Origin of the sequence: Nonomuraea fuscirosea (genome assembly GCF_035917475.1) — a bacterium.
Classification (GTDB): domain Bacteria; phylum Actinomycetota; class Actinomycetes; order Streptosporangiales; family Streptosporangiaceae; genus Nonomuraea; species Nonomuraea fuscirosea.
The window spans coordinates 4,435,419-4,461,173 of record NZ_CP109074.1 but is presented as its reverse complement, the minus strand read 5'-3'; the positions used below and the strand labels follow the sequence as shown (position 1 = coordinate 4,461,173).

Genomic DNA, 25,755 nt, shown 5'->3' with positions numbered 1-25,755 from the left:
CACCAGCATAGCTTTGTGATACCTGCCGGGTATGACAGCGCACCGGATCGGTGTTGGAGCTCCCGCCGGTCCGGCGGCAGGATCGACGGCGTGAGCGAGAAGAAGATCGCGCTGGTGACCGGCGCGAACAAGGGAATCGGATACGAGATCGCGACCGGGCTGGGCGCTCTCGGTTACGGCGTCGCCGTGGGCGCCCGCGACGACGCCCGGCGGGAGACCGCGGTCGAGAAGCTGCGCGCCGCCGGCGTGGACGCCTTCGGGGTGCCGCTCGACGTGACCAGCGACCAGAGCGTGACCGCCGCGGCGGAACTCGTCCAACGCCGGGCCGGACGGCTGGACGCCCTGGTCAACAACGCGGGCATCTCAGGGGAGATGGCGCCGGGCTGGATCCAGGACCCGACCACGGCCGACCTGGACGAGGTCCGCAGAGTCCTGGAGACCAACGTCCTCGGCGTCATCCGGGTGACGAACGCGATGCTGCCGCTGCTGAGGCAGGCGGCCTCGCCGCGCATCGTCAACCTGTCCAGCAGTGTCGCCTCCCTGACCTGGCAGTCGGACCCCGATGTCGAGGTCGGCCCCCTCATGGGCATCTACGCGCCGACGAAGTCGTACCTGAACGCCGTCACCGTGCAGTACGCCCGGCACTTCGCCGGCACGAACATCCTGATCAACGCGGTCTGCCCGGGCCTGGTCGCGACCGACTTCACCGGCTTCCAGGGGCCCCGTACGCCCGAGCAGGGCGCGGCCGTGGCGATCCGTTTCGCCACGCTGCCCGACGGCGGCCCTTCCGGGTCCTTCGTCCAGGACGAGGGCGTCATTCCCTGGTGACCCGCGCGGCCGGGAGCCTGGCGCGAGCGCAAGTTGACGAGGATGCCGCCCCTGTGACAAGCTGAAGGCGGCACCGAGGTTGACGCTTATAGTAAGTGTAGACACTCGTTTCTCTATTGCGCTATGCTGCTCTCTCGCGCTGCCTTTCTCCGCCCCGGGTCACTCCGGGGCGTTCGGCATGCGCGCAGTCCGACTCCATCCGTGCCTCGGAAGGACATCTGTTGGCAGCCTCGCGCAACGCCTCCGCCGTACCCGCCGGTCCCCGCCGTGTCTCCTTCGCCCGTATCGCCGAGCCTCTCGAAGTTCCCGACCTCCTCGCCCTGCAGACCGAGTCCTTCGACTGGCTGCTCGGCAACGACGCGTGGAAGGCCCGGGTGGAGGCGGCTCGTCTGGCCGGGCGTAAGGACGTTCCGGCCCAGTCGGGCCTCGAAGAGATCTTCGAAGAGATCAGTCCCATCGAGGACTTCTCGGGGACCATGTCCTTGTCGTTCCGCGACCACCGGTTCGAGCCGCCCAAGTACTCGGTGGACGAGTGCAAGGACAAGGACATGACCTTCTCCGCCCCGATGTTCGTGACGGCGGAGTTCGTCAACAACACCACCGGTGAGATCAAGAGCCAGACGGTGTTCATGGGCGACTTTCCGCTCATGACGACCAAAGGCACGTTCATCGTGAACGGCACCGAGCGGGTCGTGGTCACCCAGCTGGTCCGTTCGCCGGGCGTCTACTTCGAGCGCAGCGTCGACAAGACCTCGGACAAGGACCTCTACGGCTGCAAGGTCATCCCCTCGCGGGGTGCCTGGCTGGAGTTCGAGATCGACAAGCGCGACAGCGTCGCCGTACGCGTGGACCGCAAGCGCAAGCAGGCCGTCACCGTGCTTCTCAAGGCGCTGGGCTGGACCAACGAGAAGATCCTCGAGCGCTTCGGCCGGTACGAGTCGATGCGGGCCACCCTGGAGAAGGACCACACGGCCGGCCAGGACGACGCCCTGCTCGACATCTACCGCAAGCTGCGGCCCGGTGAGCCGCCGACCAGGGAGTCGGCGCAGACCCTGCTGGAGAACCTCTACTTCAACCCCAAGCGGTACGACCTCGCCAAGGTCGGTCGCTACAAGATCAACAAAAAGCTCGGGGTGGACGCCGAGATCACGCACGGCACCCTCACCGAGGACGACATCGTCTCGATGATCGAATACCTGGTGCGGCTGCACGCCGGCGAGAGCTCGATGGGCGCGGCGGGCGAGGTCGTGGTGGACGTCGACGACATCGACCACTTCGGCAACCGCCGCCTGCGCAGCGTCGGCGAGCTCATCCAGAACCAGGTCCGTCTCGGCCTGGCCCGGATGGAGCGCGTCGTGCGCGAGCGGATGACGACGCAGGACGTCGAGGCGATCACGCCGCAGACCCTGATCAACATCCGCCCGGTCGTGGCCTCCATCAGGGAGTTCTTCGGCACCTCGCAGCTGTCGCAGTTCATGGACCAGACCAACCCGCTGGCCGGCCTGACGCACAAGCGGCGGCTGAACGCGCTCGGCCCCGGTGGCCTGTCCCGTGAGCGGGCGGGCATGGAGGTGCGCGACGTGCACCCGTCCCACTACGGCCGGATGTGCCCGATCGAGACTCCCGAGGGCCCGAACATCGGCCTCATCGGCTATCTCGCGTGCTTCGCCCGTCTCAACGCGTTCGGCTTCGTCGAGACGCCGTACCGCAAGGTCGTCGACGGCAGGGTGACCGAGCGGATCGACTACCTGACCGCCGACGAGGAGGACCGGTTCGTCATCGCGCAGGCGAACTCCGCGCTGACGGCGGACGGCGGTTTCGCGGAGAGCCGGGTGCTCGTGCGGCGCAAGGGCGAGGAGTTCGAGCACGTACGGGCCGGCGAGGTCGACTACATCGACGTGTCGCCGCGCCAGATGGTGTCGGTGGCCACCGCGATGATCCCCTTCCTGGAGCACGACGACGCCAACCGCGCCCTGATGGGCGCGAACATGCAGCGCCAGTCGGTGCCGCTGCTCAAGAGCGAGGCGCCGCTGGTCGGCACCGGCATGGAATACCGTGCCGCGACCGACACGGGCGACGTGCTCAGCGCGGAGAAGGGGGGCGTGGTGGAGGAGGTCTCCGCCGACTACATCACCGTGATGAACGACGACGGCACGCGGACGACGTACCGGGTGGCCAAGTTCAAGCGCTCCAACCAGGGCACGAGCTTCAACCAGAAGCCGATCGTGGCCGAGGGCGACCGGGTCGAGGTCAACCAGGTCATCGCCGACGGCCCGTGCACCGACAACGGTGAGATGGCGCTGGGCAAGAACCTGCTCGTGGCGTTCATGCCGTGGGAGGGCCACAACTACGAAGACGCGATCATCCTGTCCCAGCGGCTGGTCCAGGACGACGTCCTTTCCTCGATCCACATCGAGGAGCACGAGGTCGACGCCCGTGACACCAAGCTGGGCCCGGAGGAGATCACCCGCGACATCCCCAACGTCTCCGAGGAGGTCTTGGCCGACCTCGACGAGCGCGGGATCATCCGGATCGGCGCCGAGGTCGTGCCCGGCGACATCCTGGTCGGCAAGGTCACGCCCAAGGGCGAGACCGAGCTGACGCCGGAGGAGCGGCTGCTGCGGGCGATCTTCGGTGAGAAGGCCCGTGAGGTCCGCGACACCTCGCTGAAGGTGCCGCACGGCGAGCAGGGCAAGGTCATCGGGGTCCGGGTGTTCTCGCGCGCCGACGGGGACGAACTGCCGCCGGGGGTGAACGAGCTGGTCCGCGTGTACGTGGCGCAGAAGCGTAAGATCACCGACGGTGACAAGCTGGCCGGCCGGCACGGCAACAAGGGTGTCATCTCCAAGATCCTGCCGGTCGAGGACATGCCGTTCCTGGAGGACGGCACCCCGGTCGACATCATCCTCAACCCGCTGGGCGTGCCCGGCCGGATGAACGTCGGCCAGGTGCTGGAGATGCATCTGGGCTGGATCGCGGCCAGAGGCTGGGACATCTCCGGCATCCAGGAGGCGTGGGCCGAGCGGCTGCGCGACAAGGGCTTCGAGCGGGTCGAGCCACGCACCAAGATGGCGACGCCGGTCTTCGACGGGGCGAACGAGGAGGAGATCGTCGGGCTGCTCGACAGCACCGTGCCGAACCGTGACGGTGACCGGATGGTGCGGCGGAGCGGCAAGGCTCAGCTGTTCGACGGCCGTTCCGGGGAGCCGTTCCCGTATCCGATCGCCGTGGGGTACGTGTACATCCTCAAGCTGCATCACCTGGTCGATGACAAGATCCACGCGCGTTCGACCGGCCCGTACTCCATGATCACCCAGCAGCCGCTCGGCGGTAAGGCCCAGTTCGGTGGCCAGCGTTTCGGTGAGATGGAGGTGTGGGCGCTGGAGGCGTACGGCGCGGCCTACGCCCTGCAGGAGCTGCTGACCATCAAGTCCGACGACGTTCTCGGCCGGGTGAAGGTCTACGAGGCCATCGTCAAGGGCGAGAACATCCCCGAGCCCGGCATCCCCGAGTCCTTCAAGGTGCTCATCAAGGAGATGCAGTCGCTGTGCCTGAACGTCGAGGTGCTTTCCAGCGACGGCATGTCCATCGAGATGCGCGACACCGACGAGGACGTCTTCCGCGCGGCGGAGGAGCTCGGTATCGATCTGTCCCGGCGTGAGCCGAGCAGCGTGGAAGAGGTCTGACGCTCCCGCGACCCGGCGGAGGACGCCCGTCCGTCCTCCGCCGCGCTGCGGTGTGCCGACCGGTTCGGACTCGGTGGTCCGGTTCCCGTGAACGCCTTCGTCGGGTCAGCGAAGCGCGTGCAGTTCTTCGAGGGTGCGACGGCCGCGGCCGACCACCTCTGGAACGGCATCGTGGCGCCCGTGACGGATGGGGACCTCAAGCATGTGGAGGGTGCCGCTGCGAGCACCGCCGCCCCCTTCCAGCCGATCAGGTCGAGGATTCTCCTCCACAGTCGCCTTCGGACGTCGGTGATCCCATGCCGGAACCGGATCCCAGCAAGCTCAAGCCACGCACCACCGCACCCACGACCACGGCACGCCTCAAGGGGGTGTGCTGCATCTGCCACACCAGCATCAGAACGGGCGAAACCATCGCCCTCACGTGATGCTCCAGCAGTGGGGGCACCTGCCATGCGTCGACCCCGACCGGCCCCCGAGGCCGCCCAGCCAGCCGCCCCGGCATCCCTGCCTGCCGCCGGCACCAGTCCTCAGCCCACCGCTCGCCGACGGCTACCAGCCAGGATGGCGATGCCCGCATGCTGCCCTTCCTCTACCTGGGGTGCCGGTAAGAAACGCGTCATGAGCCCCGAACGGGGTGTTGCTGTCAGAGCAGCAACCCACCTGGACCCGCACTTCCCGGCCCATCGGTTATGCCGAGGCCCCCAGATGCCGCAGGGCCCGCGGCGCGCGGGCCCTGTCCTGTCCTGAGTGTGCGGCTCGCTGACGCGGTGATCGTTGTGCAGTGGCGGGTTGGAGGAGTTCGATCTCGATGGCCAGCACGCCGAGCGCCTCCTCGGGGGCCGTAGATGCGGCGGATGTTGCTCAGCCCCGAGGACACCAAACAGGGTCTTGCCGCGACACCAAGATCACGATCTAGGCGTCAACGCTCGAAGAAGGGACACCCCTTTAACTGGCCCCCGCTCGGGTCAGCGCGACCAGCCCCAAAGTAGCTATCTGTAATGTCTCGGGTTCGGTACGTAGCGGTCACAGATGGGCGGTACCGGACCGTAGCGACATCTGTGCGGAGCAGTGTGCTTTGCGAATCTTCAGGGCGATCGGGGGAGAGAGGATCCCGGCCGATGCGCAGAGAGTGGGAACTGGAGGACCTCATCGCGTGCTGGACGCTGGATGAGGCGGAGGTCGACTTATTGGCGAATAAGAGCGGTGCCACCCGTCTCGGATTCGCCGTAATCCTTAAGTTCTTCGAGCTGGAGGGCCGTTTCCCGCGCCGGGAGGACGTGCCGAAGGCCGCGGTGGACTACGTGGCCGGACAGGTGAACGTCGATGCGGCCCTGTTCGGCGAGTACCGCTGGTCGGGCAGCACGATCGAGTATCACCGGGCGCAGATCCGCCGGTTCCATGGCTTTCGCGAGACGACGGTCGCCGATGAGGACAAGCTGACGTTCTGGCTGGCCGACAAGATCTGCCCGGTGGAGACGTCGCGGGAGCGGTTGCGCGCTGCGCTGCTGGCCCGCTGTCGCGAGGACCGGACCGAGCCTCCCACGCCCAAGCAGATCGAGCGGTTGACCGGCGCGGCCGAGGCACTGTTCGAGCGGGAGTTCACCGCCACCACGATGAGGCGGTTCCCGGTCTCGGCGGCGGCCGCGCTCGAAGGCTTGATCGCGGTCCCCGACCCGGACGGCGAGGGCGAAGGCGAGGCTGGGGCCGCCGGAGCGCGCAGCTTTCTGCAGGAGCTGAAGGAGGACCCGGGGCCGCTGCAGTTGGAGACGCTGCTGGCCGAGATCGTCAAGCTGGAGCGGGTCAAGGTGATCGGGTTACCGGAGGGCCTGTTCGAGGGGGTGTCGGAGAAGGTCGTGGAGGTGTGGCGGGCACGGGCGATGCGCATGTACCCGTCCGATTTCGCGGCCGCGCCGGAGCCGATCAGGCCGACCCTGCTGGCGGCGCTGTGCTGGGTGCGCAAGGCGGAGATGATCGACGGTCTGGTGGAGTTGCTGATCCAGCTCGTGCACAAGATCAGCGTCCGGCCGAGAAGAAGGTCGAGAACGAGCTGATCAGCGAGTTCCGGCGGGTGCAGGGCAAGTACGGCATCTTGGCCCGGCTCGCCCAGGCGGCGCTGGATCTGCCCGAGGAGCTCGTCCGCAAGGCGATCTACCCGGTGGTGGGCACGGCCACGCTGGCCGACATCATCGCCGAGGCCAGGGCGAATGAGAAGGAGCTCCGTACCCGGGTGCGGGTCAAGCTGCGCGGTTCCTACTCGCGTCACTACCGGCGGGGGCTGCCCAAGCTGCTGCGCGCGCTGGACTTTCACTGCAACAACGCCACCTTCCAGCCGGTGATGGAGGCGCTGGCGCTGCTGGAGCGCTACGCCGACTCCGAGGCCGTCTTCTACGACCGCGCCGAGACGGTTCCGATCGAGCATGTCGTGCCCGAGGACTGGCAGGAGGCGGTGGTCGACGAACGCGGCCGGACCGAGCGCATCCCGTACGAGCTGTGCGTGCTGGTGGCGCTGCGCAAGGCGATCCGCCGGCGGGAAATCTGGGTCGAGGGCGGCAAGATCTGGCGCAACCCCGAGGCGGACCTGCCGGTCGACTTCGACGACAACCGCGACGTGCACTACGAGGCCCTGAGCAAGCCCCGTGACCCGGCGGCGTTCATCGCCGATCTGCAGCGCCGTCACAGCGCGGCCCTGGACCGGCTGGATAGGGCAATGTGCAAGGGCACTACCGGCGGCGTGAAGATCACCCGGAAGAAGGGCGAGCCGTGGATCAGCGTCCCGCCGCTGGGCAAGCAGGAGGAGCCGGTGGGCCTGAAGGCGCTGAAGGCGGAGATCTCCCGCCGGTGGGGCGTGATCGACCTGCTGGACGTGCTCAAGGACGTCGCCCACGTCACCGACTACACCGACGCTTTCACCTCGGTGGCCTCGCGGATCGTCATCGACCCGGCGGTGCTGCAGCGACGGCTGTTGTTGTGCCTGTACGGGCTGGGGACGAACGTCGGGATCAAGAGGGTGGCCGATGGCGTGGCCGCGGCAGCGCTGCCGACCGAGCAGATCGACAACGAGGCGGTGCTGCGGCGGACCCGCCGGTTGTTCATCAACCGGGACAACCTGCGCGAGGCGATCCGCCTCATCGTCAACGCCACCCTGAAGGCGCGCGACACGATGCTGTGGGGCGAGGGCACCTCGTGCGCGTCCGACTCGCGCAAGTTCGGATCGTGGTCGGCGAATTTCATGACCGAGTGGCATGAGCGCTACCACGGGCCGGGGATCATGGTGTACTGGCACGTCGAACGGCGTTCGGTGTGCATCTACAGCCAGGTGACCAGCACGACCGCCTCCGAGGTGGCCTCGATGATCGAGGGCCTGCTACGGCACCTGACGGATGCGGAGATTGATCGCCAGTACACCGATACCCATGGGGCCTCGATCGTCGGGTTCGCCTTCTCGGAGCTGCTGGGCTTCAAACTGCTGCCGCGGCTGAAGAACATCGGCTCGGCGCGGCTGTACCGGCCGGGGGTGGGCGAGGACGAGGCGTGGCCGCGCCTGGAGGAGGTGCTGTCGAACAAGACCATCGACTGGGATCTGATCGCCCGCCACTACGACCAGATGATCAAGTACGCGACCGCGCTCAGGTTGCGTACCGCCGAGTCTCACCAGATGCTGCGCCGCTTCACCCGCGGCGGCCCCAAGCACCCCACCTATCAGGCGATCGAGGAGCTGGGCCGCGTGATCAGGACGATCTTCATCGGTGAGTATCTGGCGGATGAGGAACTCAGGAGGGAGATAGGCGAGGGCCTGAACGTGGTGGAGAACTTCAATTCCGCCAGCAAGGACCTGTTCTACGGCAAGGCTGGCGACCTGACCGGCGACGACCGGGAGAACGTCGAGGTCTCCGCGCTGACGCTGCACCTGATCGCCGCCGCCATCACCTACCTCAACACGCACCTGATCCAGATCGTGCTGCGCAATCCGGCCTGGCAGAAGCGGCTGAGCCCGGCCGACCGGCGCGGGCTGACCGCTCTGTTCTGGTCTCACCTGAACCTGTACGGGCGTTTCGAGCTCGACATGAACCGGCACCTGGAGCTGGAGGCCGTTGACGATCCGCCGACGTGACCCAACTGGCAGGCGGGCTGACCGGCCGCAGCCGCGCGCATGGATGCTCGAAGCAGTCTGCACTCCCGCTGAAGGGGGCCTGTCTGGTCGCGCGACGATGAAGGAGCAAGCCCAGCAACGACGCCGACCGGGGTGAACCAGGTTCTGCGCGCGCCTTGCTGCGTGGTCCTGCGTAGTGACAGGGCCACGGCGGCCTCGCACAGGCGAGCAAACTCGGCCAAGGTCGCCGACGTTGGTGATCGGTTCTCCTGTGTCCGGCGGGCTGTTGCCAGCCCTCGAGGGAACATCGTCGGAACGCAGGGGCCGTGATGATCAAGATGAACGCTGTTGGGGGCGAGTGGTGAAGCCCGGTGAGCAGGCCGGGCCGGTCTGTTCAGGCGAGGACAGGTTCGCCGCTCAGCGTGACACCGGCCTGGCGCAGTTCGTCGAGTGCAGTGCGGGTGGTGTCGGCGGCGACGCCGGCGGTGTAGTCGAGCAGGACCCGCACCGTAAAGCCCGCGCGTGCTCCGTCCAGAGCGGTGGCCTTGACGCAGTGATCGGTCGCGATGCCGACGACATCGAGGTCGGCGATGTCGCGGGCCTTCAGCCAGTCTGACAGTTTTGTGCCGTCCTGGGTCGAGCCCTCGAAACCGCTCTTGGAGGCGGAGTGCGCGCCTTTGAAGAAGACCTCGTCGACGTACCCGGAGTCGACGGCGGGCGCGAAATCCGGATGGAACTCGCCTCCCTCGGTGCCGGCGACGCAATGTACGGGGAATGAGTCGTGGAAGTCGGGGTTGTCGGAGAAGTGGGCTCCCGGGTCGATGTGGTGGTCGCGGGTGGCGACGACGAAGTCGTACTGCCCGTCGGCGCGCCGGACCAGCTCGGCGATGGCGGCGGCTCGGTCCGCGCCGCCCTTCACCGGAACGCTGCCGCCCTCGCAGAAGTCCTTCTGCATATCCACGATGATCAGTGCACGACTCACAGAAATCCCCTTTCTCTGGGCGAACCTCTCCGGTGGTCGCCCTTCCGCCGAAGGCGGGCACGCCACTCGCTGGACGTTGACCGACCCGGGATGGCGTGCAGGGTGGTTCGCCACTCCGCATGCAGGCCACCACATCTATCCAATTGTAACTCTAAGTGCAAGCATATTCACTTTATGTACTCGCATTCTTGAGCCAGAAAAAGGCTAGGGCCGCACGTCTGCGTCAGCAGGCGTCGGCGCCTGCTCGGGGACGGAAGTGGGCCCAGAGGCGTCCAGGTAGGCCGATCCGCCTATAGGCGTGGGTGCGGAGGGCAATCGTATCGTAACGTTGAGTTGCCTAATTTGGAGGAGTGGTCATGCGGGTGGCGGTGCTGGATGTGGACGGCACGTTGGTGCCCGATACCTTGGCCGGGTCGCTGCCCGCCATGCTGGCCGAGCGCGGATGGTGTCCGCCTGACCGGCTGGACAGGCTGCGCCAGGTCATGGCCGGCAGCCACCCGGAATCGACCGCAGCCGCAATGCGTGCCAACGAACTGTTCGCCGCGTCGCTGACCGACGTGCCCTGCCGGGTGGTGGCTCAGGTGGTCGCCGAGCTGTGGCAGGCCAGACGCGGCCGCGTGTTCCCCTTCGTCCGGCCGATGGTGACCGCGCTGCGCCGGGCGGGCTTCACCGTGATGCTCATCTCCGGCGGCCCGCACGACATGGTTGCGCATCTGGCCACCGAGCTGGGGATCGAGCTGTTTCGCGGCACCCGGTTCGCCGAGGAAGACGGCCTGTACACCGGCGAGGTCGCCGGCACGGCCCTGCCGGCCAAGCACGACGTGGTGGCCGACCTGGCCTGCGGGAGGGCGGTGAACTGGTCATCGTCGATGGCGCTGGGCAACTCCCTCGGCGACGCCGCCGTGCTGCGCCGGGCCGGGCACCCCATCGCCTTCGAAGCCTCCCCGGCCCTGCGCCTGCTGGCCGCCGAGCACGGCTGGCCGCTGGCCGACCGCCACAGCCTGCCTGCGGTCCTGCGCAACAGGCTCGGCCTGGACCAGCCGCCTGAACCCGGCCGTGAACCGCAGCCGAGCCCGGCGCCTGGGCCGGTGCCGTCCTTGATGCCTGGGTCGGTGCCGGTTCGACGACCAGGCCGGCCGCCGGGCGCCGCTTCGCGCTGGGGTCCGCGCCCAGGCCCTGGCCCTGCGTCCGTCCCTCTATCAGCTGCTGGGCCTGCCGGTGGGCCACGAGTGAGCGGGGAGGCGGTGCGCCGAGCGGCGCAACGGCTGAGCGAACGCATTCTGGCCGAGGTCTCCGCCCGCGGCGCCATCAAAGGCGCCACCGGCAGCCGGGCGATCGAGTCCGCGTTGCTGCTGACCCTGCTGCGCCGCGAAGGGCGGCTACCGCACCGGCAAGCCCGCCTGCACACCTACCTGGCCCGGTGCGCGCCGGCGGCCGAGCCGTTCGAGGCCGCCGTCATCAACGCCACCCTGCACGGCATCACCATCGGCGAACGCGAGCGTGAACGGCTCATCGACGCCACCTTCCACCGAGCCGAACAGCATTCCTCAGCCCGCAAGAAGCTCGCCCTGGCCGCGATTCTCGCCGCGGTCGGGCCAGAGCCGTTCCAGGTGCACGCCCCCTCCGAGGCGTTCGAACACCGCGGCCAGACCACCTGGACCCGGCTGCGGCTGATGGCCATCCACCTGCTCAACACCGCCGACCCGGTGGCGCCCGAACTCACCGCCCGCCTGCTGGCCACCACCGAGCACGGCCAGCGCCACGGCGTGATCGAGCACATGACCTTCTCCCACCTGTTCGCCCTGCTGGCGCTGCACCGCGTGCTGCCCGGCCACCCGGTGATCAGCGACGGCATCGGCCACCTGGTCGCCGCCCTCAACCCCGACGACGGGCTGCCGTTCATCAGCAGCGAAGAGATCTTCGCCACCGCCACCGCCGGACTGGCCCTGAGCCGAGCCGGCGCCTGCCCGCCCACCGTCACCGCGATGGCCGACTATCTGGCCGGGCAGCAGGCCGGCGACGGCGGCTGGCCGTATGCCGAAGGCGTGCGGCAGACCGACACCGACAGCACCGCCCACGTCCTGGCCTTCCTGCACGCCGTCGACGCCGACCGCTACCGCCGGCCGATCGAAGCCGGCCGCGCCAACCTGTGCCGCTTCATCAGCGCCGGCGGCGGCGTGGCCACCTACCACCCCAGCCACCCGCCGGAAGCGGCGATGACCGCCAACACCGCCCTGGTGCTCACCCCCTACCGGCACGCCCACGCCGCCCCGCTGCACCGCGCGATCAGCTTCCTGCTCGATACCCAGCAGCCCGACGGCACCTTCGAGCGCAGCTGGAGCCTCAGCGAGGCCAACGCCATGTTCCGCGCCATTCATGCGCTCCGCGCCGCCTACCAGCACCACCCCCTGGCCCACCACGGCCGCCTGCAACCCGCCATCGCCGCCGCCGAAGGCCGCCTGCTGGCCACCGCCCACACCGACGGCGGCTGGGGACAAACCCCCGCCGAGCCCAGCGACCCGATCAGCACCGCCTACGCCCTCACCGCTCTGGCACCCGCCCACCAGCACACCGCCACCATCGAGCGCGGCCTGGCCTACCTGCTGCGCCACCAAGACGCCGACGGCGGCTACACCACCTTGATCTCCGACCAAGCCGCACCCCGCCCGCTGCGCTACAGCGTGCCCATCCTGACCAACAACTTCGTGCTGCTGGCCCTGACCTACCTGCATCCCGGCCTGCACCTGAGCAGCCCGCACCGCGGCGGGCGCGGCCCCGCACGCCAGGATCGTGCTCGGCGGTGATCTCCCCGGGGCCCGGGCCCGGTGGTGATCGCGGATACGGCAGAACGGGCCGCCGCATGGCATCAGCCCTGGCCCGGGGCGGCCGGACGTCGACACCGGTCGGCGATATCCGCCTGATTCCGGCATTTACCATCGGGCCCCCGAGACGCAAGACAGGGAACCTGCAGCGGCGAGCCAGCGACCGCGACCCGGGTCGAGTTGTCTAGTTGATGTCAGCGGTTGATGTCAGCGGCGGGTCCCGGGCGGATCATCGAGGTCTTCTCCCGGGTGTGGCCGCAGCCGCCGCGACGGAACGCTAGCTAGGGGGTGAGCCCTGATACGGGAGTTGGCCGCCATGATCATGGCGGCCAACTCCCGTCGTGGAATCCTGCCCGGTACTCAGCAGCCTGCGGCCTCGACGGTGATGTCGGGGACAGGTCCCGATCCGCGTGGGAAGTACCCTGGCCTGTGCTCGTACGTCTGGAGCCCGGTGAACCTCAATGTGTAGGTCCCGGTGTCAGAGCAAGAGTAGGGGAACTGGTAAATCGTTCCCCCACCGTGGATCGGATCTCCGACATAGTCGACGGCGCCCTCCTGGAGTACCTGCCCGTCTTTACTGACGGAGTAGTGCCCTTGAATTCGGCACATCACTTTGCTGTAGGCGAGCACACCCTTGTACTGGCAGTCGTTTTCAATCTTGGCCACGGGACGACCGTTGAAGGTGGTGAGGCAGCCTTGAAGCGCAGCCCACCAACCCGAACTGCCGTATGCCTCCTTACGCTGGCATCCCTGCGGTGGTGCCGCAGCAACAGCAGCCGGATAGGCGGTCCGGGAAAGGTTCATGTGGGCGGTCTGAGCCACGTTGTGTTGGGCGGCGCTGGCCTGTGTGCAGCCGAAGGCCGCGACTGCGGCCACCGTAGCGGCGGTGATGTTGGTGAGCTTGGGCAGCAAGGTGGGGTCCTTTTCCTCGGTGTCCGCAGGAGTCAGCGGTAGTGCACCACGCCTGCTGCCTGTGCCAGGCGGCCGGGTGGACCGTCTCAGTGGAGTGAAACGGCAGCTCATCGATGGGATCCGCTGGCGGTTGCGGGTTGGGTGTGTCGTGTCGGGACGTGCCGAGTGCTTCGGGTCCTGGCGGGCGGTGTAGGGGTTGTTCGTCCAGGATCACCGATGCCGGGTGACGGCCGGTTTGTGCGGGGTGTTGGTTCAGGGGATGTTGACGGTGACGTTCAGGGTCTTCATCGAGATGCGGGAGCTGTCGACGTGGCCCTCGTTGCGCCAGTAACCGCCTTCCTTGGTGACGCCGGCGGTGACCTTGTAGCGGCCGCTGGTCAGGCCTTCGAAGGTGTGGGTGTCGGTGGCGTGGCGGCCCTTGAGCGTGGCGCTGATCTCGCCGGGGACGGGGGCGCCGGTGGGCTTGTTCAGCCAGAAGGTGCCCGTCAAGTGGCAGCCGAAGACGCACTTGTTCTCTTCGTGCCAGGCGAGGCCCCAGTAGTAGAAGAAGTCGCCGCTGAAGGTGACCTGGATGGCGTGGGTGCCGTTGGCGCGCTTGAGCACGCTGGCGCACATGCGCACGTTGCCCTTGGACGACTTGTCGGAGGAGTAGAAGGTGTGCGAGCTGCTGCTGGGGTCGCAGGTGGGGGCCAGGACGTGATGGAGCGCATCTGGGCGGGCGGCGGCCGCAGCCGGCGCGGGGACGACGGCGGGGACCGCTGCTGCGGCTGCGAACGCCAAAGCCGCCAGGCCATGGGCGGTCTTCCGGTCGTCGTTGCGGGGCCCGCGGCCGGCGGGCCGGTGCCGCGGACCCCCTTACCCAAATTGTTGCTTGATGAAGTCACATCGTGACTCTAAGTGATATCGCTGGTAATGGCCAGCCCCGCACCGGCCGGCTTGCGCCCCGATGTGAGGCCTCACAAGCAAACGCGGGCCTGGTCCCGATCGAGAAGGCCGAACGCGCCCGCGCTGACGCGGGCCCGCCTGCAGCAGGTCGACCAGGGGTACCTGCACGCGGAGCGATCTCGACGGCCAACGCCCGACTGAGGGGCCGCACCCCTTCCACGATCCGGCCCCGCGATGTCCCCGCTCCGCAGTCCTGATGCGGGTTCTGCCTGAGACTTGGGCGCACGCCTACCTCAGAACACCGGCGAGTCAGCAGGGATCGCGAGCTGTTGCACAGTTGCGGTTACCCGCGCTTTGGGGACCAGGGGGCCGCGCCGGCTGCTTTCCGCCCGCCGTGCGGCACCTGCTGGTGGCCACCCTCGGCACCCGCGGCCGTCTCGGCGGTCGGCAACGGTTCCGCCTCGGCCAGGGCGCGGTAGACGCTGGCCACCGAGGGATGCCGGCCCTTGTTCTTCCCGGAGGGGATGACCAGCTTGCGGGCAATGTCGGGCACGGCCACTCCTCGTTCGCGCAGCGATCGCGCGTAGGCGATCATGTCGTCGTCGAACACCTTCGGACGGCCCCCGTGTCGGCCCCGCTCCCGGGCAGAGGCCTGGCCCTCCAGCGACTTCTCCCGGATGTACTCCCGCTCGGACTCGGCCATCCCGGCGAAGAAGGCGAACAACGCCGCCCCGTGCCCTGAGGGATTGTAGATCCCCTGCAGCGGGCCGCTCAGCAACTCCAGCTCGATGTCGTGGCGACGTAGTTCCTCGGCGATGGCGAGCAACTCGGCGGCGCCCCGGCCCAGGCGCTTCATCTCGTGCACCGCGACGATCACGCGCTGGTGCGGGACGGCCTGCTTGATGGTGCAGGCGTACTCCATCGCCTTGGCGAACTCTGGCCGCACCTTGATGCGCGTGCTGATCTTCTCGGCGAAGACCGGTTCGCAGCCCGCGTCCTTCAGGGCGTCGAGCTGGCTGTCCAGCTCCTGCTGCGCCGTACTGCACCGGGCATAGCCCACCCGGGTCGGCCTCGCTGCGGCCGCCGACGCCATCGCGTCCACCGCCGGGCCCGCCTGCCAGACGCGGCCGGGCCCGCGCTCGGCGGGCGTGCGCACCTCCAACTCGATGCGCAGCTGAGGCACCAGCATGAAGCGAGGTGTGTGGTACTTGGGAGCGACCTTGCCACCCCGAGTCCGGCAGGTACTGCCCGCGGGCGCCTCGCACATCGGGCAATCGAACTGTTCGACAGCAGCGGCCGGATCCGCGAGCTCGGTCATGTCGCAAAACCTATCGCGGACGCTGTTCTGAGAAGCCTATTTTGCGAGAGGTTCTGAGAACGAAGATCGAGGACAAACCGGACACTCGTCGGGCAGTCACGGGGCCTCGCAGAACTGGTCATTTCTAAGAACACGAAGAGTAGCGACGATTACCCATAGCTACTTTGGGGCTGGTCGTGCGGACCCGAGTGGCGGGCCTAACTGGCCAGGATCTCGGTGACGATGACATACAGCGCCCACAGCGACAACAAGGCCATGATGACGATCTCGCGCCAGCCGAGGGCGGGCCTGGCCTGGATGGCGTACGACATGGTGATGTTGGGCGCCGCTGGCGCGGGCGGGCGCCGGTTCTCGGCCAGGGGCTCGTTGAAGCGGTGGATGAAGATCTGGATGAGGTTCATGCCGGCGACCAGCCCCGCCGCGAAGCTCAGCGCGCTCAACCCGGCGGCGAACTGCAGGGCGATGATGGCCACGACGCACAGCAGCGTGAGGGTGTCGTAGATGCCGATGAGGCGCTGCGAGCGCGCGTAGTAGGCGGCGATCCGCTTGATCCGGACCTGATAGGGGACCAGCAGCCACAGGCCGAACTTGGCCAATGCCTGCAGATAGAACAGCGCGATCACGATGCCCAGCGCGATGGTCATGGCCGGCGTCCTTTCATAAGGTCGAGATGTCGTCGCCACCGATGGCGGAACCGGTGGCGGTGACGGTGGGCGCGGTGGGGGCGGCGGTGAACCACGGGCTCAGCACGGCGGGCTCGACCAGCACGACGGAGTGCCCGGCAAGACCGAGAATCCGCTCCAGGGCCTGGGTGTGGGCGGCCACCGTCTCCTGAGCAGCAGGCAGGCCCGGCCGGCCGGTGGCGTCGAAAGATAGGATCAGCTCGGCCAGCCGGTCGTTGAGGTCCTGCACCAGCGCGACGACAACGCGGCTGGTCGACTCCGGGTGCGTGACGGCCAGGCTGGCCTCGCGCGCGCCCTGCTCAAGGACACCGGCCAGTAGCGGCGCGATGCGGTCGGCGATGCCCGGGCGCAACTTCTGCCGCACGACGGCGTTGTCGTCGGACTGCCAGACACGCAGCAGCGCGACCAGCAACTCGCGCCGCTGGGCCTTCCACCGGCCCAGCCCGGTGAAGAAACTCTGCAGCTTCTCCAGCGCCGGCACGTCCGGATCGGCGACCAGCGGGGCCAATGCCGCGGCGATCTGGTCGGCCATGCGTTCCATCACCGCTTCGATGAGCGCCTGCTTGGAGGCGAAGTAGTGATAGAAGGCACCCTTGGAAGCGCCCACCTGCGACCAGACGTCCTGCACACTCATCCGCTCATAGCCCTTGGTATGCAGCAGGATCTCTGCCGCGTCCAGGAACTGCGTCCGCCGTCCGGCATGCGCAGCCTGATCGACTGTCCGCGCCACTCAGTCCTCCTGGCTCATTAGAAAACCGGCTGCCGGTTTATTTATAGCATGAAGGCCCCGGCCATGTCTTGGCCCACCGGACAACCGTCAGGTGCACATGCCGTTTCTCTTCAGGAAACAGCCCTTCCGTGAAGTAACCTGCCCGCATGCCGTCCTCCACGCCCAGCTCGGCCCCATCCGGACCCGGCCCGGATCGCGCCAAAATCACTTCACGAAAGGTGGTCGGGCTCCCCGAGCGCCTCAATCCGGCCGACGACAGCCTGCCGGCGTGGACGGAGCGCTACCTCGATCTGGCCGTGCGCGGGGTCCGCTCGGCCGAGGTCACCGCCAAGATCTCCCGGCATCTGCAGCGGCGCTCACCCGACGCCGATGCGGCGATGCGGGTCAATGCCTCCGTCGAGGCCACCGGAACTGGTTCCGGTGGCCTCGCGGGTCCACCTTGACCTTGACCCGAGGTCAAGGTGGATGCTGACCGCATGACGCATTCACACGCTTCCTCATGGGCCGGCATGGTGGCCGTCGACGACACGGCCCTGGCGGTCACCGATACGCGCGGCCCCGGTCAAGCCGTCGTGTATCTCAACGGCTCCTATGCGAGCCAGCGCTCCTGGCGGCGGGTGATCGCCGAACTCGGCTCCCGGTGGCGACACCTCACCTACGACGAGCGCGCCCGCGGCAAGTCGAAGCGGTCGGCCGACTACTCCTTCGAGGGCTGTCTGCGCGACGTCGACGCGGTCATCGAGGCGACCGGGGTGGAGCGGCCGCTGCTGGTCGGCTGGTCCTATGGTGCGGCGCTGGCGGTGCACTGGGCCGATCGCAACCCCGACCGGATCGCCGGTGTGGTCTCGGTCGACGGCGCGGTCCCCTGGGGGCTGACCGGGGAGGAGAACCGGGAGCGGATCCGGCGCGCGTTTCGCAGCATGCGGCTGGGGCTGCCGCTCGCGCGTCCGTTCGGCCTGGCCGCCTCGATGAGTGCCGCTCAGCACGCCCAGGTCAACATCGAGATCAACGAGGTCTGCGCCGCCCTCGAACCCATCCTGGACCGGCTGTCCTGCCCGGTGCGATACATCCTGGCCTCCGGAGCCAACCTCGGCGGCGGCGCGGAGGAGATGGAGCAGATGCGCGCCTCTCTCGATCCGGTGCTCCACCGCAACCCCAACCTGCGGGTCAGCACCAAAGTCGAGAGCAACCACACCCAGATCCTGCGCAAGGACTTCCGAGCGATCGCCGCCGCGGTGCGGGAGACCGCCGCCGCCGCGCAGGCGCGAAAGGCTCGCTGAGCCCATGGCCGCAGGGGTGACCATCGGCCAGGCGGCCGCGTTCGCCGGCATCACGATCAAAACGGTGCGGCACTACCACAAGCTCGGGCTGGTGGAGGAGCCCGCGCGCGACAGTTCGGGGTACCGACGCTACGGCTCGGCCGAGCTGTTGAGACTGGAGCAGGTCAAAACGCTCGCCGGCGCCGGGGTGCCGCTGGCCGACATCGGCCCGCTGCTGGACTGCGACGCCGCGCCGTTCGCCGCGGCGATCGCCGACGTCGAGCAGCACCTCACTGCCCGGATCGCCGCGTTGGCCACACAGAGGGACATGCTCAACCGGCTCACCAGCGGCGACCGGACCTTGCTGCCAGACCGCGCCGTGACGATGCTGGAGGCAATGCCGACCCTCGGCTTCACCCCGGAGGACGTACGCACCGCCCGGGAATCCTTCGTCCTGGCCAAGGCCCTGGTCCCCGAAAGCTTCGAGGACTACCTCGCCGACATCGAACACGCGCTGCGCAACCCCCGCTTCGTGGAGCTGACCAAGCGCAGCGCCGAAGTCATCGGCTGGGCACCGGATGATCCCCGCGTTGTGGAGCTGGCCACCGACATGGCCGAGCACTACCTCGCCCACCCCGACCACCTCAGGATCGTGACCGGTCTGCAAGCCCATACCGAGACCGCGACCCGCTACCGGTTGATCGCCCATCACGGCGAAGAACGCGACTCCGCCGCGGCCCGCCTGGCCTCGCTCGTCGAAGCGAGGCTCCGCGTCGGCGGTATCGACATCCCCCGACCGGATCGAAGCTGAGACGACAGGAGCCGCTGGCAAAGATCACGTTCCCCAGGCCGCCGCAGCCCGGAGAACGGGCTTTCTGCCACGAACGACCGTCTGTGAGAGCTGTGCGAGCGCCCGTGGCGGGACGAACCCAATTCGGAAACCCCTCCAACTGTGTGGCCCTGATACGGTCATCCCGACGGTCGCGGCCGTGGGTGCGACCGCGAGTGTTGACACCCCTGTAACGCGGACGAGAGGCTGAAGACGAACACCATGACTCGTCCACGAAGGTGGTCGGGTGTCGTCAGTAGCAGACCATTGAGGGCGAGGATCGCACGTGGCGCCTCACCTCTGCATGTCGAGCACCAGCTTGCCGGTCGTGCGGCCGGACTCGCTGCGGCGGTGGGCCTCAACTGCCTCGGCCAGCGGCAGCGCCTCTACCTGGACCTGTAGTCGCCTGCCGGCGGCCGCGGCGATCGCCCGGCCGGCCTGCTCGGGGTAGGAGGCGGAGAAGGCCGCCAGGTTGAACCCGGAGACCGTCTTGTTGGTGAACCAGCATTGGGCCTTGGCATGGCGACCAGGGCCAAAGCAGGGGCGCGGTGAACTCGCCCAGCACGCCTTCGAGACCGCAGGTCGCCCCCAACAACTCGCTGAGCACATGGAGATTGTCGGCTAGCGCATCGACGGCCTCAGCACCGACCAGTTGAAGGAGCTGGCGAATCTGCTTCGTGGTACGGCGATTCGGGCCGCCCTCGCCAGCGGCAGCGAGGCGATCGTCAGCATGGTCATGGGCAAGCCGATGAAGACCCTCGATCCCGAACAGAGCCCACAGCGGACAGGGCCCTCCCCTCCCCGGGGTTTGACGGGCACGGGACCACAGCGGCGCTGCGATCCCGCCTTCGAATTCGCAAGCGTTGAAGGCATATTGCGGCGAACGTGTGACCAGATGCTCTCCGCCGTGATCTTCCGTGAAACCGCCTGTCTGCTGGGGTGCTCGGCGGGCGCAGCGGGCTCGTTACTCGTGGCGGTCGCGGGCACGGCGTCGCGGGCGAGCCCGGCGACGACCGCGGAATCGAGTTCGGCTCTACCGACCAGGGGTCGGTTGAGCCGAACCCCCACGGCGATTTGGCCGGCAGGTCTACCACTGCCCTTTCCCGAGCAGAGCCCTCACCAGCGCATCTGACCTCAACCTAGGTTGAGCCGATGGGCTGTCGACCGTCGCCCTTCGGACCAGAGAGAGCAAGCAGAATGGACACCGCCACGAATCCGTCCACCGGACCCGGGGTGATTCAAGGCGCCCGCGTGACTCGGCCAGCCCCGTTCGCCGTTGCGGACAAGATCGGATCGTTGCCCTGCGGCCGCAGGCATGCGTACCTTCGACTACGAAGTTGATCAATAGGTATCGACTCGGGGGCAGGACATGGGACGACGTGAACGACCCTTGGATCCGGGCGACGGGCCGGTCGCCCGCTTCGCCGACGAACTGCGCAAGCTTCGCCAGGAGGCCGGAACGCCGACCTACCGCGTGATGGCCGCCCGCGCCCACTACTCCACCGCCACGCTGGCCCAAGCCGCCGCCGGCGAACGACTGCCGTCGCTCCCCGTGACGCTGGCCTACGTCCAGGCGTGCGGCGGCGATCTCGAGCTCTGGCGGCGCCGCTGGGAGGAGATCAGCGGCGAGGTGCTCGAGATCGCCGCCGCCGGCCGCGACGACGAGCAGGCCCCCTACCGGGGGCTGGCGCGCTTCGAGGAAGGCGATCATGCACGCTTCTTCGGCCGCGACGCCGCGGCCGCGCGGCTGGCCGTACTGGTCCGCGCGCACCGCCTGGTATTGCTGGCCGGCCCCTCGGGCAGCGGAAAGTCCTCCCTGCTGCGCGCGGGCTTGATTCCCCGGTTGCGGACGACGGAGGATCGGCCGCCCCCGTCGGTGCGTGTGCTGACGCCGGGAGCGGAGCCGAAGCGCACCCGCCTCGATCCGGCTGACGACGTGATCATCATCGATCAGTTCGAGGAGCTCTTCACCCTGTGCGCCGACGTGGCCGAGCGCGGCGCCTTCATCGACGCGCTGCTGACCGTGGCCCAGGGCGAAAGCGGCGCCCGGGTGGTGATCGCCGTGCGGGCCGACTTCTTTGGCCACTGCGCCGGGCATCGCGCCCTGGCCGAGGCCGTGCAGGAATCGACGCTTCTGGTCGGCCCGATGAGCGCGGCCGAATTACGCGAGGCGATCGTCAAGCCTGCGGCCACGGCCGGTCTGATCGTCGAACGCGAGCTGACCGCCCGCATCATTGAGGAGGTCGACGGTGAGCCCGGCGGGTTGCCGCTGATGTCCCACGCGCTGCTGGAGACCTGGCGCCGCCGGAGCGGCAAGGCCCTGACCATCGCCGCGTACGAGGCGACCGGCGGTATCCACGCCGCCATCGCCCGCACCTGCGAAGCCTGCCACGCCGACCTCACCCCGCACCAGCAAGAGCAGCTGCGGCACCTGCTGTTACGCCTGGTCGAGCCCGGCCGCGACACGCCCGACACCCGCCGCCCAGTCAGCCGCACCGAACTGCCCGCCGACGGCGACACCGCTTTCCTGCTGGACCGCCTGGCCGCAGCCCGCCTGATCACCCTCGGTGAGGAACAGGTGGACCTGGCCCACGAGGCGCTGCTCACAGCTTGGCCCCGGCTCCGCGGCTGGATCGAGGAGGACCGCGAGCGGATCCGGCTGCAACGCCGCCTGACTGAGGCAGCCACCGCCTGGCTAGATCACGACCGCGACCCGGGCGGCCTGTATCGCGGGGCGCGCCTGTCGGCCGTGAGCGAGGAGTTCGCCGTCCTGAACAAGCCCTCGAAGAGGGGCTGGGGCAGGGTTTCTGGCCAGCGGCCACAGCAGCTTTCGGCGGAGCTCACTCCGCTGGAACGCGAGTTCCTCGTCGCGAGCGTCGCCGCCAGGGAGGGGGAGCGGCGCTCCCGCGCGCGGCGGACGGCGGCGATCTCGGGGCTGCTCGTGCTGGCGCTGGTGGCGGCCCTGCTGGCCTGGCAGCAGGGCCAGACCAGCCAGACCCGCCAGCGCGAGGCCGACGCCCGCCGCGCCGCCGCCATCGCGGACAGCCTGCGCGAGACGGATCCGGTCACGGCGATGCGCCTCAGCCTGGCCGCCTGGCACGTGGCCGACCTGTCCGAGACCCGCTCGGCCCTGCTCGCGGCGGGCGCGCAACGGCCCCAGGACGTCTTCACCGATCCTGACGGCGACCCCGAGACCATGCGTTACCTCAGCACCGACGGCCGAACCCTGCTCAGTGTCGGCGCAGGCCAGGTCTCCGCCTGGGACCTGAACACCCATCGCAGGACGGCGCTCCTGCCGGGGCTCGGCACCGACCATCGGCAGGTGGGCGCGAGAAAGGGCGACGCGTGGACACTGCCCATGCTCACGCCGGACGGAGCGGTGGTGTCCTGGGACCTGGCCGCCGGCCGCCGGGACGAGAGAGAGCTGGGCCGCGCAAAGAACGGGTTCGAGATGGGGATGAGCGGGCGCAGCGTCATCGGCTACAACGCCGACGACTCCGCGTATCGGATCCTGGTGTGGAACCTCGCCCAGCGGCGCGAACTCCTGGAGGTGAGCGTCCGCCGCGAGGCCCCTTCGGGGCCGTTGGAGGTGACGTGGGAGGCCGGGCCCGGCATGGTGCGCTCCCAGACCGAGAGGCGGGAGTTCACCGATCCGGGCTTTCCGGATGCGACGCTCAGCCCGGACGACCGGTATCTGGCGCTGTGCGTTCCAGGACAGCGGCTGCAGGTGTGGGATGTGCGGGCCCGCCGCAGGCTGGAGACCCCTTGGGCGCCGGTCATGACCCGGCGGCATTGCCAGTACGAGTTGGTGCGCTTCACGCCCGACAGCCGGCGCCTCGCGGTCATCACCGATGAGGCGGTCCGCCTGTGGGACCTCGCATCCGGAGCAGAGGTGGCCGCCATTGCCCACGGAAGTGTCAAGGAGATCGGGTTCAGCGCGGACGGGGCCTTCCTGGCCGCCTCCGACGGGATCGACCTCCTGCTATGGCGGGTCTCGTGGCCTGAGGAGCCCGTGTTCCGCCATTCCCTCATGGGCGAGCAGGTCACCGACCTGCGCGTCGATCCGCAGGCGAACCGGATCCGCTACCTGGGCGGCTCCGGCTATACCTGGCCGGCCACCGTACGCACCCTCGACCTGGGCTCCGCCGTCACCGCCGAGTGGCGCGACACCGTCGTTCACAAGGCTGTGTTCAGCCCTGACGGTGCCATGCTGGCGCTCGCTTATGAGCTGCGGGAGCCGGGGAACGTGCTGTTCCAGCTCTACCGGCCGCTGTCCGGCGGGCCACCCGCCGAGCTGCCCAAGGTTGCCTGCCCGCATCCGCCGGACGTGCCGAGCTGCTCGGTGCTGCTCGCCTTCTCCTCCGACGGCAGGACGCTGGCCTTCGGCGGCTCACCGGACGACCCGAAGCGGCCGACCCGCGTGTCCCTGTGGGACGTGGCCGGCGGGCGGACGACGGACACGCTGCTGCTGGAGACGGGGAAGCAACCTCAGGCCGGGGCGATCGCGTTCGCGCCGGACGACACCTCGCTGCTGGTCGCTCCGATACCCGAGGACGGGACGGCCAAAGTATGGGATCTGCGCAGGCGCGTCATCACCAAGACGCTGGCCGACGTCACCGCACACCGGATTTCCGTCCATCCCGGCTGGCCGCTCGTCGTCACGTCGATGGGCGACGTCGTGGATCTGCGATCGACCGCGAAGAATCCGTCCTCGACCGGTCCGGGCCCCGCCCAGGCGGAGGCCTTTAGCCCCAGCGGCGGCTATTTCGCCACGGGCGACGACTCGGGTAGGGCCGTCTTGTGGGACGGTACCATGCAGCGCCGCATCGGCACGCTCGGCACGTTCGCCACAGGCGGCTCGGATCTGCGCAGGGCGGTCACCGCGCTGGCGTTCTCCCGTGATGAGTCCGTGCTGGCGGTCGGCACCGCCGGCGGCGTGCTGCAACTGTGGGACGTCGCCTCCCGCCAGCCGATCGGAGCGCCCCTGCCCACCCCCGGCGACGGCATCATGGCCCTCTCCTTCAGCGCCGACGGCAACACGCTGTACGCCGCCGGTCAGCACGTGCCAGTCCAGCGCTACGACCTCGCCCCGGCCGCCACGGTAGCGGCCGTGTGCCGTCGCGCCGGCGGCGGGTTGCCGGAGGCGGATTGGCGGACCTACTTTCCGCGATTGCCGTACCAGCAGGCGTGCCCGCCGCCGGAGCGCGGGCCTGATTCCGCGCCCGGGCCGGTGAGGTCGCCCAGTAGTCGGGCGACCTCACCCGGGCCAAGGATGGCTGGGTTCGGGCGCGACCGGAGGCACCTCGCGGCTATGACGCTGCCGCCGGGAGGCGCACCCGGCACTGGGTGCCTTACCTGCCTGACAAGATCATATCGCTCTGACCTGGGAGAAAAGGTCAAGAACCCCAGATGACCATCGTGCCGCAGGGGTTCTGCCTCGCTACTTGGGCGAGGCCGAGGTCTGGCTCCAGCGCGAGTAATTGACCGGATTCACGGTGGCGGCGATGCGGACGTCCGAGTTACTGGCCTGGTCGTAGAGGTCGTTGTAGCCGCGGCTGACCGCCTCGATCAGGTTGTTGCGGACGACCCAGTCCATCGACGTGCCGTTCCCGCAGCTGCTCGATCCGCGGACACCGTTCGGGCCGGTGTTCTCCGCCCAGAGGCACTTGCCAGTCTTCCAGTTCCTCAGATGGAGACGGCCGCCGCCGTTGGGCGAGTCCTCGATGATCCAGATCTGGTTGTTCCATCGGGTGCTGCTGTAGGCCACGCACGCCTTGGTGACGATGTCGCTGCCGGTGTCCTCAAGACAGGCACTGGTGGCCCAGTTGCTGAATCTGACGGTCTGGACAGCGGTGGCGGCGAGTGCGGGTGCGACTGCAGGGCTGATGGCCAAAGCGCCCGTCATGAAGACGCTGGCCAGGGTAAGCTTCGCCGTTTTCGTGATCACGAAAATGATCCCTTTCGTATGAGAAGTTCAGATGAGAAGTTCAGAGAGTGTGACCGCGGGATCCCGTACACAACAGGCCGCCGCCTGCCGCCCTGTTCCAGCCTGAGCCAGACCACCCCGTTCACAAGCCTGCATGCGGTATCCGGTGCCCATGCGTGAGGGTGGCAGCCGGAATACGGTGAAAGATCACCGCGGACTGAAGGCTGATCGTCAAGGTGGTCGGTGTGGGTGACGGTCTCGGGGGTTGGCGTGACCTCGATCGATCGGACCGCGTATCCGCGGCTTGAGCGGGTAGTGTTGGCGCGTGAGCTGGCCGAGGTGTCACCCCCGCTGCTCGACCTCATCAGGATGATCGACGAGAGTCCTATTCAGTTGAAGCAGAGCCCGCCCCGGGAGATCGTGCGTTGTGCCGTCCGCACTCCCGCCCGGGCGAGAGGAGCATGATCACCGCGTTGCGCGGCCCCGATCCGCCCCCCGGATGCGGCCGGAGGCCGATCCTGCTCATGCTCATACCGGCACGCCCCGCCCGTTGACGAGAGCGGGCTCTCGTCAACGGGTCTGAACCATCCGGCCGCGACCTACCCCGCTGCCCTTGGGCCAGAAATCATCGCCCATCGGCGCGACCCCGCCCCCCTGGGCCAGTACTCGTCGCCAGCGGCGGCCGGGCCGGCGGCGATGGCGAGTCCGGCCGCGGCCGTCAGCCCGACCGCCGCCAACCTGACGATCATCTTGGTCATCTGATCACTCCTGTAGATGCAGGGCCGGCCCGGGGGCCGCGAGAGCG

The 25,755-nt window shown here is 68.6% G+C and carries 17 protein-coding genes; 9 read left to right on the top strand and 8 right to left on the bottom strand.

Features of this window, described 5'->3' with window-relative positions; all coding sequences use genetic code 11:
• Positions 1 to 90 precede the first annotated feature (90 nt).
• From OIE67_RS20375 to OIE67_RS20360, 4 genes are all read left to right on the top strand, one after another.
• On the top strand, positions 91 to 828 hold the full coding sequence (locus OIE67_RS20375; RefSeq protein ID WP_407674871.1) for an SDR family oxidoreductase: 738 nt from the start codon (positions 91 to 93) through the stop codon (positions 826 to 828).
• A 221-nt stretch (positions 829 to 1,049) separates the two neighbouring features.
• Positions 1,050 to 4,514: a DNA-directed RNA polymerase subunit beta gene (rpoB, locus tag OIE67_RS20370; RefSeq protein WP_326642624.1), complete on the top strand. Its 3,465-nt coding sequence runs from the start codon at positions 1,050 to 1,052 to the stop codon at positions 4,512 to 4,514.
• Positions 4,515 to 5,632: 1,118 nt separating this feature from the next.
• On the top strand, positions 5,633 to 6,565 hold the full coding sequence (locus tag OIE67_RS20365; protein ID WP_326642622.1) for a DUF4158 domain-containing protein: 933 nt from the start codon (positions 5,633 to 5,635) through the stop codon (positions 6,563 to 6,565).
• Between the two features lie 17 nt (positions 6,566 to 6,582).
• Positions 6,583 to 8,625, top strand: coding sequence for a Tn3 family transposase (locus tag OIE67_RS20360; protein ID WP_326642619.1), 2,043 nt, complete (start codon positions 6,583 to 6,585; stop codon positions 8,623 to 8,625).
• 373 nt (positions 8,626 to 8,998) lie between these two features.
• Here the strand turns inward: OIE67_RS20360 and OIE67_RS20355 are convergent, their stop codons facing one another.
• On the bottom strand, positions 8,999 to 9,586 hold the full coding sequence (locus OIE67_RS20355; protein ID WP_326642617.1) for an isochorismatase family protein: 588 nt from the start codon (positions 9,584 to 9,586) through the stop codon (positions 8,999 to 9,001).
• A 356-nt stretch (positions 9,587 to 9,942) separates the two neighbouring features.
• Between OIE67_RS20355 and OIE67_RS20350 the strand changes: the two genes are divergently transcribed.
• A complete protein-coding gene (locus OIE67_RS20350; protein ID WP_326642615.1) occupies positions 9,943 to 12,390 on the top strand; it encodes a haloacid dehalogenase-like hydrolase in 2,448 nt (815 codons plus the stop codon).
• Between the two features lie 378 nt (positions 12,391 to 12,768).
• On the opposite strand, the gene OIE67_RS20345 is transcribed toward OIE67_RS20350, so the two are convergent.
• The 5 genes from OIE67_RS20345 to OIE67_RS20325 all read right to left on the bottom strand — a co-directional run bounded on the left by OIE67_RS20345 (position 12,769) and on the right by OIE67_RS20325 (position 16,936).
• The gene (locus tag OIE67_RS20345) at positions 12,769 to 13,320 is read right to left on the bottom strand and encodes a hypothetical protein (protein WP_326642613.1); all 552 of its coding nucleotides are present in this window, start codon (positions 13,318 to 13,320) and stop codon (positions 12,769 to 12,771) included.
• A 252-nt stretch (positions 13,321 to 13,572) separates the two neighbouring features.
• Entirely contained in the window at positions 13,573 to 14,100 is a 528-nt protein-coding gene (locus OIE67_RS20340; RefSeq protein ID WP_326642611.1) for a hypothetical protein, read from the bottom strand.
• A gap of 448 nt (positions 14,101 to 14,548) precedes the next feature.
• Positions 14,549 to 15,523: a recombinase family protein gene (locus OIE67_RS20335; protein WP_326642609.1), complete on the bottom strand. Its 975-nt coding sequence runs from the start codon at positions 15,521 to 15,523 to the stop codon at positions 14,549 to 14,551.
• Between the two features lie 197 nt (positions 15,524 to 15,720).
• Entirely contained in the window at positions 15,721 to 16,167 is a 447-nt protein-coding gene (locus OIE67_RS20330) for a hypothetical protein (protein ID WP_326642607.1), read from the bottom strand.
• A 13-nt stretch (positions 16,168 to 16,180) separates the two neighbouring features.
• Entirely contained in the window at positions 16,181 to 16,936 is a 756-nt protein-coding gene (locus OIE67_RS20325) for a TetR/AcrR family transcriptional regulator (protein ID WP_326642605.1), read from the bottom strand.
• 146 nt (positions 16,937 to 17,082) lie between these two features.
• Here OIE67_RS20325 and OIE67_RS20320 point away from each other — a divergent pair, with 146 nt between their 5' ends.
• Genes OIE67_RS20320 through OIE67_RS20310 form a run of 3 tightly spaced genes read left to right on the top strand, consistent with a single transcriptional unit; the run spans position 17,083 to position 19,006 of the window.
• A complete protein-coding gene (locus OIE67_RS20320) occupies positions 17,083 to 17,379 on the top strand; it encodes a hypothetical protein (RefSeq protein ID WP_326642603.1) in 297 nt (98 codons plus the stop codon).
• A 33-nt stretch (positions 17,380 to 17,412) separates the two neighbouring features.
• The gene (locus OIE67_RS20315; RefSeq protein ID WP_326642601.1) at positions 17,413 to 18,216 is read left to right on the top strand and encodes an alpha/beta fold hydrolase; all 804 of its coding nucleotides are present in this window, start codon (positions 17,413 to 17,415) and stop codon (positions 18,214 to 18,216) included.
• Between the two features lie 4 nt (positions 18,217 to 18,220).
• Positions 18,221 to 19,006 carry a MerR family transcriptional regulator gene (locus tag OIE67_RS20310; RefSeq protein WP_326642599.1) on the top strand — a complete coding sequence of 262 codons (786 nt, stop codon included), beginning with the start codon at positions 18,221 to 18,223 and terminating at the stop codon, positions 19,004 to 19,006.
• A 312-nt stretch (positions 19,007 to 19,318) separates the two neighbouring features.
• On the opposite strand, the gene OIE67_RS20305 is transcribed toward OIE67_RS20310, so the two are convergent.
• The gene (locus tag OIE67_RS20305) at positions 19,319 to 19,633 is read right to left on the bottom strand and encodes a zinc-binding dehydrogenase (RefSeq protein WP_326642597.1); all 315 of its coding nucleotides are present in this window, start codon (positions 19,631 to 19,633) and stop codon (positions 19,319 to 19,321) included.
• Positions 19,634 to 20,393: 760 nt separating this feature from the next.
• Here OIE67_RS20305 and OIE67_RS20300 point away from each other — a divergent pair.
• Positions 20,394 to 24,437, top strand: coding sequence for an nSTAND1 domain-containing NTPase (locus OIE67_RS20300; RefSeq protein ID WP_326642595.1), 4,044 nt, complete (start codon positions 20,394 to 20,396; stop codon positions 24,435 to 24,437).
• A 27-nt stretch (positions 24,438 to 24,464) separates the two neighbouring features.
• On the opposite strand, the gene OIE67_RS20295 is transcribed toward OIE67_RS20300, so the two are convergent.
• Positions 24,465 to 24,971 carry a hypothetical protein gene (locus OIE67_RS20295; protein ID WP_326642594.1) on the bottom strand — a complete coding sequence of 169 codons (507 nt, stop codon included), beginning with the start codon at positions 24,969 to 24,971 and terminating at the stop codon, positions 24,465 to 24,467.
• Between the last annotated feature and the right edge of the window lie 784 nt (positions 24,972 to 25,755).

Bases quoted from the DNA above. Each gene is read 5' to 3' on its own strand.
- OIE67_RS20320 (WP_326642603.1), top strand. From the start codon at position 17,083: ATGCCGTCCTCCACGCCCAGCTCGGCCCCATCCGGACCCGGCCCGGAT.
- OIE67_RS20365 (WP_326642622.1), top strand. From the start codon at position 5,633: ATGCGCAGAGAGTGGGAACTGGAGGACCTCATCGCGTGCTGGACGCTG.
- OIE67_RS20350 (WP_326642615.1), top strand. From the start codon at position 9,943: ATGCGGGTGGCGGTGCTGGATGTGGACGGCACGTTGGTGCCCGATACC.
- OIE67_RS20330 (WP_326642607.1), bottom strand. From the start codon at position 16,167: ATGACCATCGCGCTGGGCATCGTGATCGCGCTGTTCTATCTGCAGGCA.
- OIE67_RS20305 (WP_326642597.1), bottom strand. From the start codon at position 19,633: ATGTGCTCAGCGAGTTGTTGGGGGCGACCTGCGGTCTCGAAGGCGTGC.
- OIE67_RS20335 (WP_326642609.1), bottom strand. From the start codon at position 15,523: ATGACCGAGCTCGCGGATCCGGCCGCTGCTGTCGAACAGTTCGATTGC.
- OIE67_RS20310 (WP_326642599.1), top strand. From the start codon at position 18,221: ATGGCCGCAGGGGTGACCATCGGCCAGGCGGCCGCGTTCGCCGGCATC.
- OIE67_RS20315 (WP_326642601.1), top strand. From the start codon at position 17,413: ATGACGCATTCACACGCTTCCTCATGGGCCGGCATGGTGGCCGTCGAC.
- OIE67_RS20300 (WP_326642595.1), top strand. From the start codon at position 20,394: ATGGGACGACGTGAACGACCCTTGGATCCGGGCGACGGGCCGGTCGCC.